General features: G+C 69.5%; 10 protein-coding genes and 2 pseudogenes. 5 read left to right on the forward strand and 7 right to left on the reverse strand.

Features of this window, described 5'->3' with window-relative positions:
* Nucleotides 1-71 precede the first annotated feature (71 nt).
* On the forward strand, nucleotides 72-2066 hold the full coding sequence (locus tag HNQ79_RS26870) for a beta-galactosidase (RefSeq protein WP_185035451.1): 1995 nt from the start codon (nucleotides 72-74) through the stop codon (nucleotides 2064-2066).
* 97 nt (nucleotides 2067-2163) lie between these two features.
* Here the strand turns inward: HNQ79_RS26870 and HNQ79_RS26875 are convergent, their stop codons facing one another.
* From HNQ79_RS26875 to HNQ79_RS26905, 7 genes are all read right to left on the reverse strand, one after another.
* A complete protein-coding gene (locus HNQ79_RS26875; protein WP_185035452.1) occupies nucleotides 2164-3183 on the reverse strand; it encodes a LacI family DNA-binding transcriptional regulator in 1020 nt (339 codons plus the stop codon).
* A 381-nt stretch (nucleotides 3184-3564) separates the two neighbouring features.
* A complete protein-coding gene (locus HNQ79_RS26880) occupies nucleotides 3565-4611 on the reverse strand; it encodes a LacI family DNA-binding transcriptional regulator (protein WP_185035453.1) in 1047 nt (348 codons plus the stop codon).
* Nucleotides 4612-4839: 228 nt separating this feature from the next.
* Nucleotides 4840-7584: an exo-rhamnogalacturonan lyase family protein gene (locus HNQ79_RS26885; protein ID WP_185035454.1), complete on the reverse strand. Its 2745-nt coding sequence runs from the start codon at nucleotides 7582-7584 to the stop codon at nucleotides 4840-4842.
* A gap of 283 nt (nucleotides 7585-7867) precedes the next feature.
* A complete protein-coding gene (locus HNQ79_RS26890) occupies nucleotides 7868-8488 on the reverse strand; it encodes a hypothetical protein (protein WP_185035455.1) in 621 nt (206 codons plus the stop codon).
* Between the two features lie 12 nt (nucleotides 8489-8500).
* Nucleotides 8501-9412, reverse strand: a complete 912-nt coding sequence (locus HNQ79_RS26895; RefSeq protein ID WP_185035456.1) for a carbohydrate ABC transporter permease — start codon at nucleotides 9410-9412, stop codon at nucleotides 8501-8503.
* A 2-nt stretch (nucleotides 9413-9414) separates the two neighbouring features.
* A complete protein-coding gene (locus tag HNQ79_RS26900; RefSeq protein ID WP_185035522.1) occupies nucleotides 9415-10383 on the reverse strand; it encodes a carbohydrate ABC transporter permease in 969 nt (322 codons plus the stop codon).
* A gap of 251 nt (nucleotides 10384-10634) precedes the next feature.
* Nucleotides 10635-11933 carry an ABC transporter substrate-binding protein gene (locus tag HNQ79_RS26905; protein WP_185035457.1) on the reverse strand — a complete coding sequence of 433 codons (1299 nt, stop codon included), beginning with the start codon at nucleotides 11931-11933 and terminating at the stop codon, nucleotides 10635-10637.
* Between the two features lie 282 nt (nucleotides 11934-12215).
* Here HNQ79_RS26905 and HNQ79_RS26910 point away from each other — a divergent pair, with 282 nt between their 5' ends.
* The 4 genes and pseudogenes from HNQ79_RS26910 to HNQ79_RS26920 all read left to right on the forward strand — a co-directional run bounded on the left by HNQ79_RS26910 (nucleotide 12216) and on the right by HNQ79_RS26920 (nucleotide 18065).
* Nucleotides 12216-15119, forward strand: coding sequence for a glycoside hydrolase family 2 TIM barrel-domain containing protein (locus HNQ79_RS26910; RefSeq protein ID WP_373312554.1), 2904 nt, complete (start codon nucleotides 12216-12218; stop codon nucleotides 15117-15119).
* 89 nt (nucleotides 15120-15208) lie between these two features.
* Nucleotides 15209-16369: pseudogene (locus HNQ79_RS34030) on the forward strand (Gfo/Idh/MocA family protein); the annotation flags it as partial.
* A gap of 120 nt (nucleotides 16370-16489) precedes the next feature.
* Nucleotides 16490-17332 (forward strand): annotated as a pseudogene (locus tag HNQ79_RS34035) (DUF6807 domain-containing protein); the annotation flags it as partial.
* Between the two features lies 1 nt (nucleotide 17333).
* A complete protein-coding gene (locus HNQ79_RS26920) occupies nucleotides 17334-18065 on the forward strand; it encodes a rhamnogalacturonan acetylesterase (RefSeq protein ID WP_373312542.1) in 732 nt (243 codons plus the stop codon).
* Nucleotides 18066-18311: the final 246 nt, after the last annotated feature.

Consider the following 18311-nt stretch of genomic DNA (forward strand, 5'->3'; position numbering starts at 1 on the left):
GCCTCGTCTCGCGCGTCTCGTATCCCACGTCTGGTATCTCGTATCTCGTATCTCGTTCGGAGCGCTCTCTGATGCCCACCCTCCACGACGCGACCCGCGGCCGGATCCTCTTCGGCGGCGACTACAACCCAGAGCAGTGGCCCGAGGAGACCTGGGCCGAGGACGTCCGGTTGATGAAGAACGCCGGGGTCAACTCGGTCACCGTCGGAGTGTTCTCCTGGGCGCGCATCGAGCCCCGCCCCGGTGTCAGAGAATTCGACTGGCTCGACCGGCTGCTGGAACTGCTGCACGCGAGCGGCATCGGCGTCGTCCTGTCCACCCCGACCTCCACCCCGCCTCCGTGGATGGGCACCCGGCACCCCGAAACCCTTCCGCGGGACGAGAACGGCGAGGTCGTCTGGTGGGGCTCGCGTCAGCAGTTCTGCCCCAGCTCACCGACGTACCGGCACTACGCGGCAGCCCTCACCGAAGACCTGGCCGCCCGGTACGGCGGCCACCCGGCGCTCACCATGTGGCACATCAACAACGAGTACTGCACGCACTGCTGGTGCGACACCACCGCCCAGCACTTCCGGCTGTGGCTGCACGACCGCCACGGCTCCCTCGACGCCCTCAACTCGGCCTGGGGTACCGCCTTCTGGAGCCAGCGCTACGACTCGTGGGACGAGGTGATTCCGCCGCGCCGCGCCCAGTACCTCAGGAACCCGGGCCAGACCCTCGATTTCAAACGGTTCACCTCCGACGCGCTGCTGGAGTGCTACACCGCCGAACGCGACATCGTGGCCCGCCACTCCCCCCGCCTGCCGGTCACCACCAACTTCATGTCGCTGTGGACCGGCCAGGACGGCTGGAAGTGGGCCGCCCACGAGGACGTCGTGTCCGTGGACATCTACCCCGACACCAAGGACCCGCTGGGCGGCCAGTACAACGCGATGATCGGCGACCTGACCCGTTCCCAGGCGCGCGGTGGCCCCTGGATGGTCATGGAGCAGGCGGCGGGCGCGGTCAAGAGCGGGGGCGTCAGCCGACCCAAACCCCGCGGTCTGAACCGGCTCTGGTCCCTCCAGTCCGTAGCCCACGGTGCGGACGCCGTCTGCTACTTCCAGTGGCGGCAGTCCCGCCAGGGGGCGGAGAAGTTCCACTCCGGGATGCTCGGCCACGCCGGGGAAGCGGGCCGTTCGTACCACGAGGTACTGCACATCGGCGCCGATCTCGCGGTACTGGCACCCGAGGTGACGGGCACTCAGGTGCGGTCGGAGATCGCGATTCTGCACGACTGGAACTCCTGGTGGGCCGACCAGCAGGACGGCCGTCTCTCCGACCACCTCGACTACACCGACGTGCTACGGGCCTGGCACCGCGCCCTGTGGGAGGCCGGACACACCCCGTCCTTCGCCCACCCCGAGCACGACCTCAGGAGCTACCGCCTCGTCGTCGTCCCCCACCTCTACCTGCTCACGGACTCCGCGGTCGAGAATCTCCTGGCGTACGTACAGGGCGGCGGAACGCTGGTCTGCGGCTTCATGACCGGCGTCGCCGACGAGATGGACCGGGTGCGCGAGGGCGGCATGGACGCACGGCTGCGGGAGCTGTTCGGCCTCGCCACCGTGCACGAGTGGTGGCCGCTGGAGACCGGCGAGAGCGTCGGCTGCGACGGATTCCTGGGCACGGTGTGGTCCGAGGAGGTCGAACTCGCGCTGACCGCGGGCCGCCCCGAGGCCGAAACCGTCGCCTCCTATCGCGGTGGCGAACTCGACGGCCTGCCCGCCGTCACCCGCAACGGTCGCGCCTGGTACCTCTCCACCCTCCCGGAACCGACAGCGCTGCGACCGCTGCTGGCGCGGATCGCCGACAGCGCGGGCGTCGTCCCTGCCTTGGAAGGGCTGCCGACGGGAGTGGAGGCGGTGCGCCGAGGCGACCTCCTCTTCCTGCTCAACCACGGGCTGCTCCCGGCCACCGTCACCGTCCCCGGGACCCACCACGACCTGTTGCTGGCGGGTGCGGAGGTGCAGGGCACGCTCACGCTGGAGCGGCACGGGGTGGCGGTGCTGCGGTCGGCGGCGTAGGGGACCAGGGTCCACCGGTCATGTTCCGGCCGGTCAGGGTCCGTGTGCACGTCCGTGCGAATCACTACGCGACGGCCGGCTTCGCCTCCCGTGCCTATTACGACGTCTCGTGCGACCGAGGCCCGGTGCTGTTCCGTACGGTCAACTCCGGTTCGAAAAGCGCTACTTCGCCCTCCGCGTTCCGCTCCCCCGCGAGCTGTGCCATCACCTGTTCGGCCGCGCGACGTCCCATCTTCTGCGCCGGAACGGCTATGGAGGTGAGGGGCACGGAGGCGTGCACCGCCGTCTGTTCGGCGCAGACCGCCATCACGGACACCTTCCCCGGGACGGCCAGACGCTGCCGGCGCAGCAGGGTGAGCAGGGGTTCGGTGGCGGCTTCGTTCTGGACGACGAAGGCGGTGGTGGCGGGGCGTTGCTCAAGGATCCGGGTGAGGGTGGCAGCGACGGTGCGACTTCCTTCGCAGGGAAGGTGCAGCAGCCGTACGCCGAGTTCACGGGAGCGGGTTCGCAGACCGTCGAGGGTGCGTTCGGCGAAACCGGTACGGCGTGCGTAGACGGCCGAGGCCTCGCCGATCACGGCGACGTCCCGGTGCCCGAGTCCGGCGAGATGTTCCACGCACAGGGCCCCGGCCGCCGCGAAGTCGAGATCGACGCAGTGGAGCCGGGAAGTGTCGGCGGGCATCCCGATGAGGGCTGCGGGGCGGGCGGAGGCGCGAAGGAGGGGCAGTCGGTCGTCGTCGAGTTCGACGTCCATGAGGATCACGGCGTCCGCCAGCGCACCGCGTTCGATGCGGCGTACGCCGGAGGGGCCCTCCTCACCGGTCAGCAGCAGGATGTCGTAACCGCGGGCACGCACGGTGGTGGCGACGGCCAGGGCGATCTCCATCATCACGGGCACGTACACGTCGGTGCGCAGCGGCATCATCAGCGCGATGACGCGGGGACGCCCGCCGGGGAGAGCGCGGGCGCCGGCGTGGGGGTGGTAGCCGAGGTGCTGGATGCTGGATTCGACGCGCTCGCGGGTGGAGGCGGAGATGGACCGCTTGCCGCTGAGGACGTAGCTCACCGTGCTGGCGGAGACTCCGGCATGCCGGGCGACATCGGCGAGGGTGACCATACGGCTCTCCAGGGACGACCGGTTGAAGCGTTTCGACTTTTCGTTTCGGATCCTGTACGTGCCTCGCGCCCCGACCCTAAACGGAACGGCGGGTACTGTCCAGAGAGGTATCGAAGCGCTTCGAGTGCAAGGCAGCAGGAGCGCGGTGAGCCTCTCGGGACCGTCAGCGCTGTGGCGTCGGGGCGTGCGGAGGTACGCAGGGGTCCGTGGTCGCGGAGGGTTGTGGGGCCGGGGGCGTGGAGGCTGGGGTCAGTCGGGGCCCTCGGTCAGTGGGGGGCCGTGGAGGCGCGGGGAGCCCGCGGTCAGTGGGGCCCCGTGGAGGCCCGGGGTCAGACGGGGCTCGCGGCCGGTGGGGGCCCGGAGGGTCTGGGACCCCGGACGTCACTCGGCCTTTCCCGGCGGGGTGAGCGTGGAGCGGCGTACCACCAGCTCGGGCTGGAGCACCACACTCTGGTGCGGGTGTCCGGGGTCCTGGAGTTCGTCGAGGAGCAGCCCCGCCGCCATCGCACCCATCCGCTCGGCGGGCTGGCGTACCGACGTGAGGGGCACAGCGGCCGCAGCGGCGAACTCGATGTCGTCGTATCCGACGATCGCCACCTCCTCAGGCACTCTCACGCCGGCCGCGAACATGGCCTGAAGCAGGCCCAGGGCGAGCAGGTCGTTGGCGCAGAACACGGCGGTCGGCCGGTCCGCGAGCCCGAGCAGCCGGGCGCCCGCGTCGCGGCCGGCGGCGACATCGAGGCGTTCGGTGGGGATCTCGCGCAGCGTCTCCGGTGGCAGGCCCGCGGCGGCCAGGGCGTTGTGCGCGCCGTCCCGGCGGTCCTGTACCTGGCGGATCCTGGCGGGTCCGCCGACGTACGCGAGGTCGCGGTGCCCGGAGTCGAGGAGGTGCCGGACCGCGAGAGCGCCGCCGACCACGTCGTCCACGGAGACCGAACAGTCCGCGCTGTCCTCCGCGACCCGGTCGACGAGGACGAAGGGGATGTGGTGTCGGCGGAACGCGTCGATGTTGCGTCCGGTGGCGTCGGCCGGGGTGAGGAGTACGCCGCGTACCCGCTGCTCGGCGAAGAGGGAGAGGTAGGTGGCTTCCTCCGCGGGGTCCTGAGCGCTGTTGCAGACCATGACGCCGAGGCCCGCGTCGCGGATGGTCCGCTCGGCGCCACGGGCCACGTCCACGAAGAAGGGGTTGCCCATGTCCAGGACGAGCAGCGAGATCATCCGGCTGCTGCCGGCGCGCAGCTGGCGTGCCGATTCGCTGCGTACGTAACCGAGCCGGTCGATGGCGGAGAGCACCCGGGCCCGGGTGCTCTCCGCGACGGAGTCGGGGCGGTTGATGACGTTGGAGACCGTGCCGACGGACACGCCCGCGGCACGGGCCACGTCCTTGATGCCGACCGTGCCTGCGGGGCCTGCCGTGTGGGATGCCATCGGGTCCGAACTCCTGGGGCGGTGTGATGCCGGTGACCCCTCCGGGTGTGGGGAGGGGTCACCGGCATCGTACTGGTGGGGGCGCGGGGAGATGGTGGCAGCGCATCGTGCGCGATATCCGTTACCCGGTATTCGATACTCGATATCTGGTGCTTGGTATCTGATATCTGGCGTCCGGCAGGGGATATGCGGTACGTCGTGCGCGACGTGCGGCGCACCGGGCGTGGCTCACGGCATGCGGTCCCCGACCAGTGCCAGGTTCTCGATCGCGGCGAGCCCGTAGAGGGAGGTGTCGTTGGTGTAGACCCAGTTCGCCTCGCTGCCCGGCACGAGCGCGGTCGGCCCCTCGACCTTCTCCGTCCTCCAGGGCGCGGACTCCTTGTACCCGTCGCTGTGGTAGAACTTCTGCCACGCCCGCACCGCCAGCTTCTCGTCCCCGGTCTGCGCGGCGGCGTACGCGTCCAGGCGCGAGTGGCCCTGGAAGAGGATCAGCGACCCGAAGTCCTTTCCGTACCGTTCCCGCTGCTCTGCCTTGCTCGCGTTGAAGTACCGGCAGTAGTCCAGGTACGCCTGCTTGAACTTCGGCATGTCGATCAGATGGATGAGTTCGGCGCACAACTCGTTGAGCCCGAAGACCGCCGACAGGTGCGAGACGCTGACTTTGGCTTCCTTCTCGATGGCGAACCGCCCGGTGTCCAGGTCGTACAGTCCCGTTCCCTGCACGAATCCATTGGGCTGGGCGGCGATCGTCTCCATCGTGGACAGCACCCGTGCCTTCGCCTTCTCGGCCTTGGGTCCGCCCCGTTCCCACTCCGTCAGCCACGCCGACACCAGGCCGCTCCAGTCCGTGCCGAAGCCGATGGACAGGGCGTGCCGGTCGGGGGTGTAGGGCTCGGTGCGGATCTTCCGTATCGGGTCGAGGACGAGGAAGGTCTCGTCCGAGTCGACGTTGGCGTGCATGAGGTCGCCGGTGCGTTCGTCGGCCGTGAGGAAGTAGTAGATACGGCGGTACGTCGTGTTCGCGATGCGTTGCTGCTTGGCGCTGTCCGCGTAGTGCTGGATGCCGTGCCGGGTGCCAAGGCCCGCCCACTTGCCCAGGTGGTAGACGTCGACCTCGCCGGTGTGGCGGGTCATGGCCTCGGCGAAGCGGAAGATGTCGGCGCGGCCGGAGCGCAGGTAGGCGTACCAGAGCCACAGGTCGGGAGAGAGCTCCGAGTTGTCCCACGCGTAGCCGCCGACGTCGTACCGCCACTGGTGGCGCACCGGGTCGTAGCTGTGCATGATGTCGCCGTAGTCCCAGAACCCGTACCAGCGGCGCATGTCGACCTGGTCGCGGTAGTAGGTGAAGAGGAAGTCGAGGTGGTCCTCGATCTTCGCCTTCGCGGGTACGGACCGGTCCGGCTCGGCGAAGAGCCCGCCGAAGACCTTCGCTTTGATCAACTGCGCGGGTGCGGCGGCAAGTTGCGGAAGCGAGCGGACGGCCTGGGTCTCGCGCGCGTGGGCGGCGGCGCTCGGGGTGGATTCGTGGGCCCAGAAGAGGAGTTCACTGGTGCGGGCGATGCCGTACGGGGTGCCGAAGCCGGGCTCGTAGTCCTCGTAAGTGATGTTGAGGCCTTCGAGCTGCTTGGCGTGGGTGTCCTGGCCTAGGCCGTCGTGGTAGAAGCGCAGGTCCATGGGCTGGGCCTCCGGCGACCAGAGCCACAGCGTGACCTCGGCCTCGTCGGTGTGCGCGTCGCGGACGTCGAGCCCGGCGGGATGCTTCTCCCAGAAGTCCCGCAGCCCGAAGGACAGTCCACCGCTCGGGCCGCCGACATAGCCGTACCCGGAGGCGCGCCGCCCGCCGCCGGCCGCGATCCACCCATGGCCCTTCTTCGTTCGCTTGCGCAGGGTGAAGCCGTCGGCGGAGAGCTGACTGAGGGTGTAGTCGCCCCACTCGGGTATCAGGTGGAGACGGGTGGTCACGCGCTGGTCCCAGGTGGCGGGGTCGGCGAGCTTCTGCCCCTCGAACTGGGCGTTCTGTACGGCGATTCCGGGGTCCCGGCGCAGTCCGGTGACGCCCTTGACGGCCTCGCGCAACAGTCCCGTGCCGTCGCCGCCGATACGGACGTGCCGGTCGTACGAGGCGTCACGCATCGGCACGGTGAAACGCACCCCGAGTCCGCGCACGAAGTCGCCGCTCGCCTTGCCGGGCTCCTGCATTCCGTCATACGTGATGGTGTGCACCATACGGAAGGACTCGCCGCCCGCGTAGAAGTACAGCCGCACGGAGAACGGCATCCAACTGCGATTTCCTTTCCGGTGCTTGCCGTCGATGCGTACGACCGCGCGGACCGGCCCGCCCTGCTCGACCTCGGTCTTGGCGATGACGCTCTCGAAGCGCTCGTACGAGGTGCGGCCCTGGTCACCGTCCTCGATCTCCCCCTGGCGCAGAAGGACGAGACGCCCGTTCTTGGCGATCTCGGTGCGTCCGCGGACGACGGACTTCACGAGGGCGGAACCGGAGGTGCCGATGCGGGCGGTGATGACACCGGTCGACACCTCGATGCCACCGCCCTTCGCGGCGACGGTGATCCGCTGCTGAGGCGTGGCGGGAGCACCGGCCGTGAGGGTGTACTTCTCACTGTTCGCACCGGGGCCTACGGCGTGTGCGCTCCACTTGAGGGAGCCGTCGGGCCACTGGGCGATCGGCCAGGTCTGCACGGGGACCTGCTTGCCGTCGGCGGTCGCGAGGGCGAAGGTCTGGTCCTTGGGGTACGCGCCCTTGGGCCACGGCACGCCGACGGTCGATCCGGGAGCGGCCCCGAGCCCGCCGGGTTCCAGCCACTTGAGGTCCACGGGGCCGGGGTCGGCGACCGGGGCTCCAGGGGCATCGGCGGCCTGGGCGGTGGCACTGCCCAGGATCGGGCCGACCTGGGCTGCCGCGCCCGCGACGGCGGCGGCCTTGAGGAGCGTTCTGCGAGGGACGGTGGACATGGGTATTCCTCTCTTCGGTCAGGGGCATGACAGGAGACTGTCGCCTCCACGTGCTGGCGGTGGGGCCGCTCCGGGGAGGAGACGGCGCAAGGGGTTGGGCGAGAGGCAGGATCCGCGGGGAGCAAGGGCGGGCGGACGCACTCCGCGCAGTGCCGGGCGTCGAACACCGCGGAGTGGACGTCACATGCCGGACACGAGGTGCGCGGCGTCGTACAGCACACGCGATGCATGGTGTGCGATGCCTGATGTATCAGATACCGCACATCGGATACCCGGCGCCCGCTTACTGCCCCGACCCGCCACGCCGTCCCGCCGCGTACCGCGCCTCCACGGCAAGCGCCCCCGCGATCACGGCGCCCACCACCGGCACGGCCAAGGGCAGGACGATCCGCCCGGACACCACGACGACCGCGAAGCCCGCGACCAGCAGCAACGATCCGGCCGGGTCGAGCACGGTACGCCGCGCCGCCGCGCCCAGCAGCACCCGCCACGAGGCCCCGGGTTTCCAGCTCACGGCGGCCCGCACCCCGGCGACCAGGGCGGCGAGGAACGCCACCGCCCCTACGACACCGACGAGCCCGCCGCCCGGCAGGCCCGCCCGTACCGCGGCCACATTCAGCCACAGCAACCACAGGGCGACCCACCCGGCGACGCCCACGGCCCATCCATGACGTACCGCAGCACGCCAGTCGGCTGCGAACTCCCTCACACCGCCCACCTCTTGCCGAAGGTGCCGTTGCAGGTGCCGGCCCCCCGCGGCGACCGCGGCCGGGTAGGTGATCAGCGGGAGCGAGGCGAGTACCACCCACACCCCCACGAGCAGGCATTCCGCGAACACCGCGAAGCGGGCGCCGAAGCCGGGGAAGCGGGAGGAACTCCGGCGGTTGCTGCGTGCCGTGGCCACGTGGTTCACTCGTCAGCCCTTCAGTCCGGACGTCGCCATGCCGTCGATCAGATAGCGCTGGAAGGCAAGGAAGAAGGCCAGCACAGGAAGCAGTGCCACGAGCGACATGGCGATCATGCCGCCGTAGTCCGCGAGCGCGTCCTGGTCGACGAACATCTTGAGACCGAGGGAGACCGTGTACTTCTCCGGCTCGTTCAGATACAGCAGCGGGCCCATGAAGTCGTTCCACGCGTGGATGAACGTGAAGATCGCGCTGGTGATGAGCGCCGGCCGGCACAGCGGCAGCACGATCGACCAGTAGATGCGCAGGTGTCCGCAGCCGTCGAGGCGGGCCGCCTCGTCCAGTTCCTTCGGCAGGCCGCGCATGAACTGCACCATCAGGAAGACGAAGAACGCGTCGACAGCCAGGTACTTGCCGAGCAGCAACGGCACCATGGTGTTGATGAGTTCGAGCTTCTGGAAGAGCACGTACTGCGGAATCATCAGCACGTGGAACGGCAGCAGCAGCGTACCGATCATGAGTGCGAAAAGCAGGTTCCGCCCGGCGAAGCGGACCTTGGAGAAGGCGTACGCGGCCATCGAGCAGGAGATGACGACGCCCACCACCGAACCGACGGCCAGAACGGTCGAGTTCAGGAAGAACGTGGACACCGGAATGTCGGCGATTCCCTCGCTCAGCCCGGTGTAGTTGGTGAAGATCGGGTCGCTCGGGAAGAGCTGGAGGCTGCCGACGATCTCCTCGCTCGGCTTGAGTGAGCCACCGATCACCCAGGCCACGGGGTAGAGGACGACCACGAGGACGGCGAGCGCCCCAAGGTGCCAGAGGAGGGAACCGGTCCGCTTGCGCGGGGACCGGGTTTCGGCGGGCGCCGGCGTGCCGGGGCCGACCGGGCCGGAGGTGGTCTCGACGGGTGCGTGGGTCATGGTCACCGGGCGTTCTCCTCGTAGTGCACCCAGCGCTTCTGCGACCAGAACAGCACCGCCGTCACCAGGCCGACCGCGATGAGCAGCATCCAGGCCATGGCGGAGGCGAAGCCCATCCGGCTGTTCTCGAAGCCCTGTTGGTAGAGGTAGCAGGTGTAGACGAGCGTGGCGTCGGCGGGACCGCAGGGGTTGCCCTGCCCGCCGAGGATGTACGCGGAGCCGAACACCTGGAAGGAGTGGATGGTTTCGAGCAGTACGTTGAAGAAGAGGACGGGCGAGATCATCGGCAAGGTGATGTTCCAGAACCGGCGCAGCGGCCCGGCCCCGTCGACCGCGGCGGCCTCGTACAACTCACGCGGCACCTGCTTGAGCCCGGCCAGGAAGATGACCATGGGCGCCCCGAACTGCCAGACGGTGAGGGCGACCAGGGAGTAGAGGATCCAGTCCGGATCACCGACCCAGCCGCCGACGTTCAGGCCGAAGAACTGCGTCTGTGCGCGGTCGACGATGGCGCCGTCCGTGAACAGGGCGCGCCAGACGATGGCGATGGACACACTGGCGCCGATCAGGGACGGAGCGTAGAACGCGGCACGGTAGAAGGCCTGGCCCCGGCGGCTCTGCGCGAGCAGGAGCGCGACGCCGAGGGCGGCGGCCAGCTTCAGCGGGGTACCGATGACGACGTACTTGGTCGTCACCTCCACCGATTTCTGCCAGCGGGGGTCGGCGAACATCTCCTGGAAGTTGCTCAGGCCGATCCACTGCGGGGCGTCGAACAGGTTGTAGTCGGTGAAGGCGAAGTAGAGCGAGACCGCCATGGGCCCTGCCGTCAGCAGCAGGAACCCGGCCAGCCAGGGCGACATGAAAAGATAGCCGGCCAGGTTCTCCCGGCGGCGGCCGGACCGTTGCGATGCGGAACCGGGCCGCGGTGCGCGGTCGCCGGGCGGGGAGGGGCGGGGCTGCCGCGTCTCCATGGTGTGCGTCACTGCCGTACCTCTCGGGCGTTTGTGCGGCTCTGCCGTCCCGGACCCCAGGTGACCGATGTCTGATGGCTCATCGCTCAGAACTCATGGCCCATGGCCGATGGCCCGTGGCCCATATCCGATATGCGACATCTGCCATCTGAGGTCGGCCATCCGATGTCTGAGATCTCGGACGTCGTATCTCAAGCGGTGTGCGCCATACGTCACGCGTCACGCGTCGTCATGCGCACGGCCTAACGCGCTCAGTCGCTGGTGGAGAGCGCGGTCTTCGCCTCGGCGAAGAACTTCTGCGCGGCCTCGCCGGGCGACGCCTTACCGAGACTCAGCTCGGTGGCCAGGCGCATAAACGCGGTCTCGACGACGTCGGAGCCCGCCGGGTGCGGGGTGATGGGCTCCAGTACCCCGCTCTGGGCGATCTTCGTCTCGTACGCGGCGATCTGCTTACTGACCTTGTCGGTGGGCTCGAAGGCGTCGAACTGCTTCTGCGTGGCCAGCACGCCCCGGTCGTACCCCATGATCCGGCCGACCTCCGGGTCGTGGACCATGAAGTTGATGAAGGTCGCGACCTCCTTGGGGTGCTTGGTGCGCCGCGTACCGCTGAGCATGAGCGAGCCCAGGTACTGGCCCGTCTTCCTGCCGTCGATGGTGGGGATGGGCGCGATGCCGTACGAGCTCTTGCCCTCGGCCGCGTACCGGACGGAGAAGTTGTCCCAGGTGAACTCGCCCGCGGAAATTCCGCCCGCCGTGGCAGACTTGGGTTTCAGCTGTTCGACCCGCTTGGGGTTGGCGTAGAGGCCGGAGCGGGTGCGCTTCATCGCCTCCGTCCACTCGGTGACGAGGTCGCTCTCCTCGAAGCCCAGGCCCTTGTCCGTAAAGAAGGCCTTGCCCCTCTGGCGCAGGACCAGGTCGTAGTAGTACATGATCCCGGAGGGGCCCGCGTCGCCGGCGACGCCCGTCTTTTCCTTGATCTTCCCCAGGCCGGCGACCCAGTCGTTCCAGGTCCAGCCGAACTCGGGGGTGACACCCGCCTTCTCGTACAGCTTCTCGTCGATGATGTAGCCCATCGAGTTCGAGCCGACGGGAACTCCGAGCAACTTGCCGTCGATCTCGGCGAACTTCTCCAGGCCGGCTCGGAAACCCTGCGTGCTGAGGTTTCCCTCCTTGACCTGCGGGTTCAGGTCGAGAAGTACGTTGCGGGCGGCGTACTTGCGCAGGAAGGTGACGGCGTTCTGGATGACGTCCGGCGGGTTGCCGCCCGCGGCCTGCGTGTTGAACTTCTTCCAGAAGTCCGCGTAGGGCTGGAAGTCCGTCTTGACCTTGATCTTCGGGTACTTCTTCTCGAAGAGCGCGATCGCCTGGTTGATCTTCTTCGCCCGGTCGTCGGCTCCCCACCACGCGTACCGGATGGTGACCTCGCCTCCGCCACCGCCCGAACCGCCGGTCCCGCCGCCGCAGCCGACGGCCGTCGCGCCGAGGGATGCCACGGTGACGCCGGCCGCCTTGAGGAAGGTTCGCCGCTCAACTTGCCCACGTATGCCCATGGTTTGACCCCTCGCCGCATGATTGAATCGTTTTAGAAAGCGCTTGCCGACGAAATGTACGAGCGCCCACCTGGGGCGTCAACGGTTTGCGCAACGTTCACTATGAAACGTTTCGATCAACGCTGTGTGCGAAATACCGAACAACGAACCGCACTCCGAACGGACTTTACCCAACCCCCTTGCCGAAGTCTCCGCCCGAGACGGAGGGTGAGAAGCGATCACGATCACCGATCAGCGACCTCACAGGGCACATCACCTAGGAGAGACGAGCCGATGTCCGCGATGCCCGCCCCGTTGCCCCTGCCGTACGTCGAAGATCCCGGACCCGGACACGGCACGCTGCCTGCGCGCACCTGGTACGCCACATCCGACGCCGCCCGCCTCTCCCTGAACGGGACCTGGCGCTTCCGGCTGTCCGCCACCGCCGACGCGCACGACGATGCGTTCGCGGCCCAGTCCTACGACCCGGCCGGCTGGGACCGGATCCAGGTCCCCGGCCACTGGGTGCTCCAGGGCGAGGGCGCTTTCGGGGCCCCTGCGTACACCAACGTCCTCTATCCGTTCCCCGTCGACCCGCCCCACGTGCCCGCCGGGAACCCGACCGGCGACCATCTGCACACCTTCGACCTGCCGGACGACTGGCCCACCGGCGGGGACGCGGTCGTACGCTTCGACGGCGTCGAGTCCTGCGCCCGGGTCTGGTTGAACGGCATGGAGCTGGGCGACTTCAAGGGCAGCCGACTGGCCCACGAGTTCGCGGTCGGCCACCTCCTCCAGCCGTCCGGAAACGTCCTTGCGGTACGGGTCCACCAGTGGTCGTCCGGGTCCTACCTGGAGGACCAGGACCAGTGGTGGCTGCCCGGCATCTTCCGCGACGTCACCCTGCTGCACCGCCCCTGGGGGTGCGCATCGGATTTCTTCGTCCACGCCTCGTACAACCACCTCGACCACACGGGCACCCTGCGCGTCGACTCCGATGTGCAGGGCAGCGTCTCCGTCCCCGAGCTCGGCATCGACACGGCCACCGGCTCACCGGTGACCGTGCCCGTCGATCCGTGGACGGCGGAGACACCACGCTTGTACGACGCCGAACTGATCACGCCCGGCGAGCGCGTTCCGCTGCGCATCGGCTTTCGCACCGTCGCCCTCGACGACGGCCTGATCAAGGTCAACGGACGGCCGCTGCTCTTCCGCGGCGTCAACCGGCACGAGTTCCACCCGAGGACCGGGCGCACCGTCGACTCGGCCACTATGCGCCACGACATCGAGCTGATGAAACGGCACAACATCAACGCCGTCCGCACCGCGCACTACCCCCCGCACCCTGAGTTCCTCTCGCTGTGCGACGAGTTGGGTCTGTGGGTCATTGACGAGTGCGACCTCGAAACGCACGGCTTCGAGGAGCAGGCCTGGCGTGACAACCCCACCGACGACGACCGGTGGACGCCCGCCCTTCTCGACCGCGCGCAACGCATGGTCGAGCGCGACAAGAACCACCCCTCCGTGATCATCTGGTCCCTCGGCAACGAGTCGGGGCGCGGCCGCGGCCTGACCGCGATGGCCGAATGGATACGTGGCCGCGACTCCGGCCGTCTGATTCACTACGAGGGCGACCAGGAGTGCCGCGACACCGACATGTACTCGCGGATGTACCCGCCGCACGCGGAGGTGGAGAGCATCGGCCGCGGCCTGGACGGCGGCCCGGCCCGACGCCGTCAACTCCCCCTCATCCTGTGCGAGTACGCCCACGCCATGGGCAACGGTCCCGGCGGCCTCGCCGATTATCAGCGTCTCTTCGAGACCCACGAACGTCTTCAGGGCGGTTTCGTCTGGGAGTGGATCGACCACGGCTTCGCCCACCCCGCCCTCGGCTATGCCTACGGCGGTGATTTCGGCGAGGAACTCCACGACGGCCACTTCGTCTGCGACGGCCTCCTCTTCCCCGACCGCACCCCCTCCCCCGGCCTCATCGAGTACAAGAAGGTCGTCGAGCCGGTACGCATCGAACCCGCCGACGCCGGTGACGGGCCGCCATCCGGCACGGTCCGGATCACCAACCGCTACGATTTCTCCGACCTCGGCCACCTTGTCTTCGAGTGGTCGTACCAGGTAGAGGGCGAAACCGTGGACACGGGACCGCTGACGGTGCCGCGGCTCCTGCCAGGCGATTGGGCGGAGGTGGAACTCCCCGCTGCTCCCCCGACGACACGTCAGGACTGCGAGCAGCAATGGACGGTGCGTGCTCTGCTCGCCGCGGAGACTCCATGGGCCGCCCGCGAGCACCCGGTTGCCTGGGGCCAGGTCCCGCTCACGGTCCCGCGTTCCGCCCCAGCAGCCACCGGCTCCCGGCCGCATCCCGGGAACAAGCACATCACCCTGGGCCCGGCAACCTTCGACGCCCGCACCGGCGAACTGCTGACGGTGGGGCGTACTCCGGTCACCGGACTGCGCCTCGACGCCTGGAGGGCTCCCACCGACAACGACAACGGAGCGCCCTGGCAACCGGACGTGCGCTACGGTCCCCGCTGGCGCGAGATCGGTCTTCACCGCCTTCAGCACCGTACCTCTGCGGTTGAGTTGTCCGACGAAGCGTTCACGGTCCGGACCCGGGTCGCGCCGGCGGGCCGCGACATCGGACTGCGCACCGTCTACCACTGGACGTCCGACGGCACCCGGCTGACCCTCGCCGTTTCGGTGATCCCGGAGGGCCGCTGGGCGGTGCCGCTGCCCCGTCTCGGCCTGCGCTTGGGGCTGCCCGCGTCGTACGGGACCGCGCACTGGTTCGGGGGCGGACCCGGCGAGGCGTACCCGGACACCCGGGCCGCCTCAACGCTGGGGAGGTGGCGGGCCGAGGTCGACGACTTGCAGACGCCCTACGTCTTCCCGCAGGAGAACGGCGCCCGACCTGATGTCCGCTGGGCGCAACTGACAGGCCCGGAGGCGGGCTTGCGCATGGAGGGCGGGTCCCCCTTCTGGTTCACCGCCCGTCGCTGGACCACCGAACACCTCGACGCGGCCACTCACCCCACCGACCTGGAGCCCGGCGACACTGTCTGGGTCAACCTCGACCACCGACAGCATGGCATCGGCTCACAGTCCTGCGGTCCCGGCGTACTTCCTCACCACCAACTGCACGCCGAGCCGACGGAGTTCACCTTCACCTTCTCGTCCCTGGAGGACGCGTGAGCAGCACCCCGGCACCGAAGCCCCCGACCCCCTCCGATCCGCGGCCGCAGCCCCGGACTCACTCCCAGGACGCGTCCCTCCCCCTTCCGGTGGTGCTCGCCGGAGCCCGCGGGCACGGTCGCTGGCACTTGGAGAACATTCGCCGGCTGGAAGCGCTGGGCGTGGTGCGCCTGGCAGGAATCTGCGAGCTGAAGCCGCTGGACGAGGCAGAGCTGGAAGGCGTCAGCGACCCCTCCCGGCCTCCGGCCCAGTCGGCGGACTTCGGGGAACTGCTCGACACCACGGGCGCACGCGTCGCGGTCCTGTGCACCCCGCTCCACACCCACACGGACCTGGCGCTGACTGCCGCCCGGCGCGGGGTCCACGTACTCCTCGAGAAGCCACCGGCACCGTCGTACACGGAATTCGCGCGGATGGCGGACGGCATACGGGCGGCCGGGGTGGTGTGCCAGATCGGCTTCCAGTCACTCGGCTCGCACGCGCTTCCGGCGGTACGGCAGCTGGTCGCGGACGGAGTGATCGGTGAACTGCGTGGCATCGGCGCGGCCGGTGCGTGGGCCCGGGACACCGCGTACTTCAACCGGGCGGCGTGGTCGGGCCGTCGCAGGCTCAACGGGGCGGACGTGGTGGACGGCGCCCTGACCAACCCCCTGGCGCACGCGGTGGCGACCTCCCTCGCACTGGCCGGCAGTTGCCGCGCGGAGGACGTGGCGTCCATCGAGACGGAGCTGTTCCGGGCGCACGACATCGAGTCGGACGACACCTCGTGCGTACGGATCTCCACGGTTCGCGGCATCCCCGTCACCATCGCCGCGACCCTGTGCGCCGGTGAGCCGTCCGCCCCGTACGTGATCGTGCACGGCAGCGAGGGCCGGATCACCTTCTGGTACACGGAGGACCGGGTACGGGTCAACTCGAACACCCCGCACCGGGGCTCATACGCCGTGCACGATGCGTCATATACGGCACATGAGACCTCGTACGGCAGATCCGATCTCCTGGAGAACCTCGCCGCACACCTCACCCGCGGCGAGCCGCTGCTCGTGCCGCCGGAGAGCACGGGTGCGTTCATGCGGGTCGTGGAGGCGGTTCGGCTGGCACCCGACCCGGTGGCGTTGCCCAGCTCGGTGTGGCGGACCGGTCAGGGCGAGGCTGCCCCGCGCCGAATTGTCGACGGCGTGGAGGCTCTGGTGGCGGCGAGCGCGGAGACACTGTCTCTGTACTCCGAGCTGGGCGCCTCATGGGCCCGGCCCGACGACCGATTCGACCGAGACGAGCTCTCCGTGAAGTCTTCCGACTCCTCTCTCATACTGCGTAGTTCGGGGCGTGCGGTGGCGCGCTACGTCTACCGGCCGGACGTGGCTTCGGGCCTGTCCCCGCGTCCGTACCTCCACCCGGTGTGCACCCTCTCCGGTCGGCGGGTGACCGAGGAGCTGCCCGAGGACCACCCGCACCACCTCGGGGTGGGCGTGGCCGTGCCGGATGTGAACGGCATCAGTTTCTGGGGCGGCAGCACGTACGTACGCGACCTGGGCCCGCGTTACCTGGACAACCACGGGGTGCAGGTGCACCGGGGCTGGCAGCGCCGGAACGCGGCATGCTTCGTGCAGAAGCTGAGCTGGCGCGCCGACGGGGAACCGGGCGCGGAGGAGCTGATCCGCGAGCATCGCACGGTCACCTCCATCGAACTCGACTCCCAAGTCTGGGCGCTGGACTTCGCCTTCGCCCTCACCAACTCCACCGACCGGCCCCTGTCGATCGGCAGTCCGGCCACGAACGGCCGTCCGGGCGCCGGCTACGGCGGGTTCTTCTGGCGGGCTCCGAAGGAGGCGACGGCCCCCGAGGCGTTCACGGCCGCCGGGACAGGCGAGGAGGCGGTACACGGCCGTACGGCGGACTGGGTGGCGGTCGCCGGCGGAGACGAAAGCGCGGGGCAGGGATGGACGTTGGCCTTCGCGGGAGCGACGGAGGACACCCGGCGCGACCCGTGGTTCGTACGGACGTCGGAGTATCCCGGGGTCGGCTCGTCGCTGGCCTGGTCGGAGCGGCTGTCGCTGGAGTCCGGGGAGATGTTGGTACGCAGGGTGGTGACGGTGGTGGCGGACGGCCGGCCGGACCGCGATGCGGTCGCCGCGTATGTGAACAAGGCGGTCTCCGCGGCGACCGCCGGCACCCCGCTGCCCTTCCAGAGCACTGACCCGAGGGGCGACTGAGGTGCCGCGTCGCCCCACTCTCCTTCTCGCCGGGGACTCGACAGCCGCGCAGAAGGACATGTCCGCCGCCCCCGAAACCGGCTGGGGGATGGCGCTCCCCTTCTTCCTGGCGGAGGAGGTGGTCGTCGACAACCACGCGATGAACGGGCGCAGTTCGCGCTCCTTCATCGAGGAAGGCCGGCTGGACGTCGTGCTCGGGGCGCTCCGCCCGGGGGACCGTCTGCTCGTCCAGTACGGTCACAACGACCAGAGCGACCGGCCCGAGCGGCACACCGAACCCTGGGCGGGCTACCAGGAGTGCCTGTTGCGCCATGTGAAGGGCGCACGCGACAGGGGGGCTCACCCCGTTCTCCTCACTCCGGTGGAGCGCCGCGCGTTCGATGCCGGGGGTCGTGCGGTGTCGACGCACGGCGCGTACCCGGACGCGATGCGGGCCGTGGCCGCGCAGGAGAACGTTCCCCTGGTGGACGTGTCCGCCCTGTCCCTGACCCGCTGGGAGCAGCTCGGCCCGGAGGCCACCAAGGAGTGCTTCCTGTGGGTCGGGGAGACCCGGGACAACACCCATTTCCGGCCTCGCGGGGCCATCGAGGTGGCCCGGTTGGTGGCGCGGGGCCTGGCGGACGTGGGCGCGGTGCCCAGGTCGTGGCTCGGTGACCTGGAGGCGGCGGTGCCGGACGACCTTGTCGTCTGGCCCCGGGCGGCTCCGGATCCGCTGGGTTCTGCGGCGCGGTAGCCCTGCGGGAGGGCAGCGCGCGTACGGGAGGGGGGCCGCCCCCGGGACTTCCCCCGGGGGCGGCCCCCTCGTGCGGCAACCGCTCGCGCCGACGCGCGGGAAGTGGGCAAGGGGCAGCGGGCAATCGGCGGTGGGCCAACCGCCGCGCGCGCTCGGACCCGGTGATGCCGGGCTTCGGCGTACCGCCGCCGACGCCGGTTCCGGGGTGCCGCCGTTGTCCATGCGGTTCACGCCCTGGCGGGCGGG

Source organism: Streptomyces candidus (genome assembly GCF_014207445.1).
Lineage (GTDB): Bacteria > Actinomycetota > Actinomycetes > Streptomycetales > Streptomycetaceae > Streptomyces > Streptomyces candidus.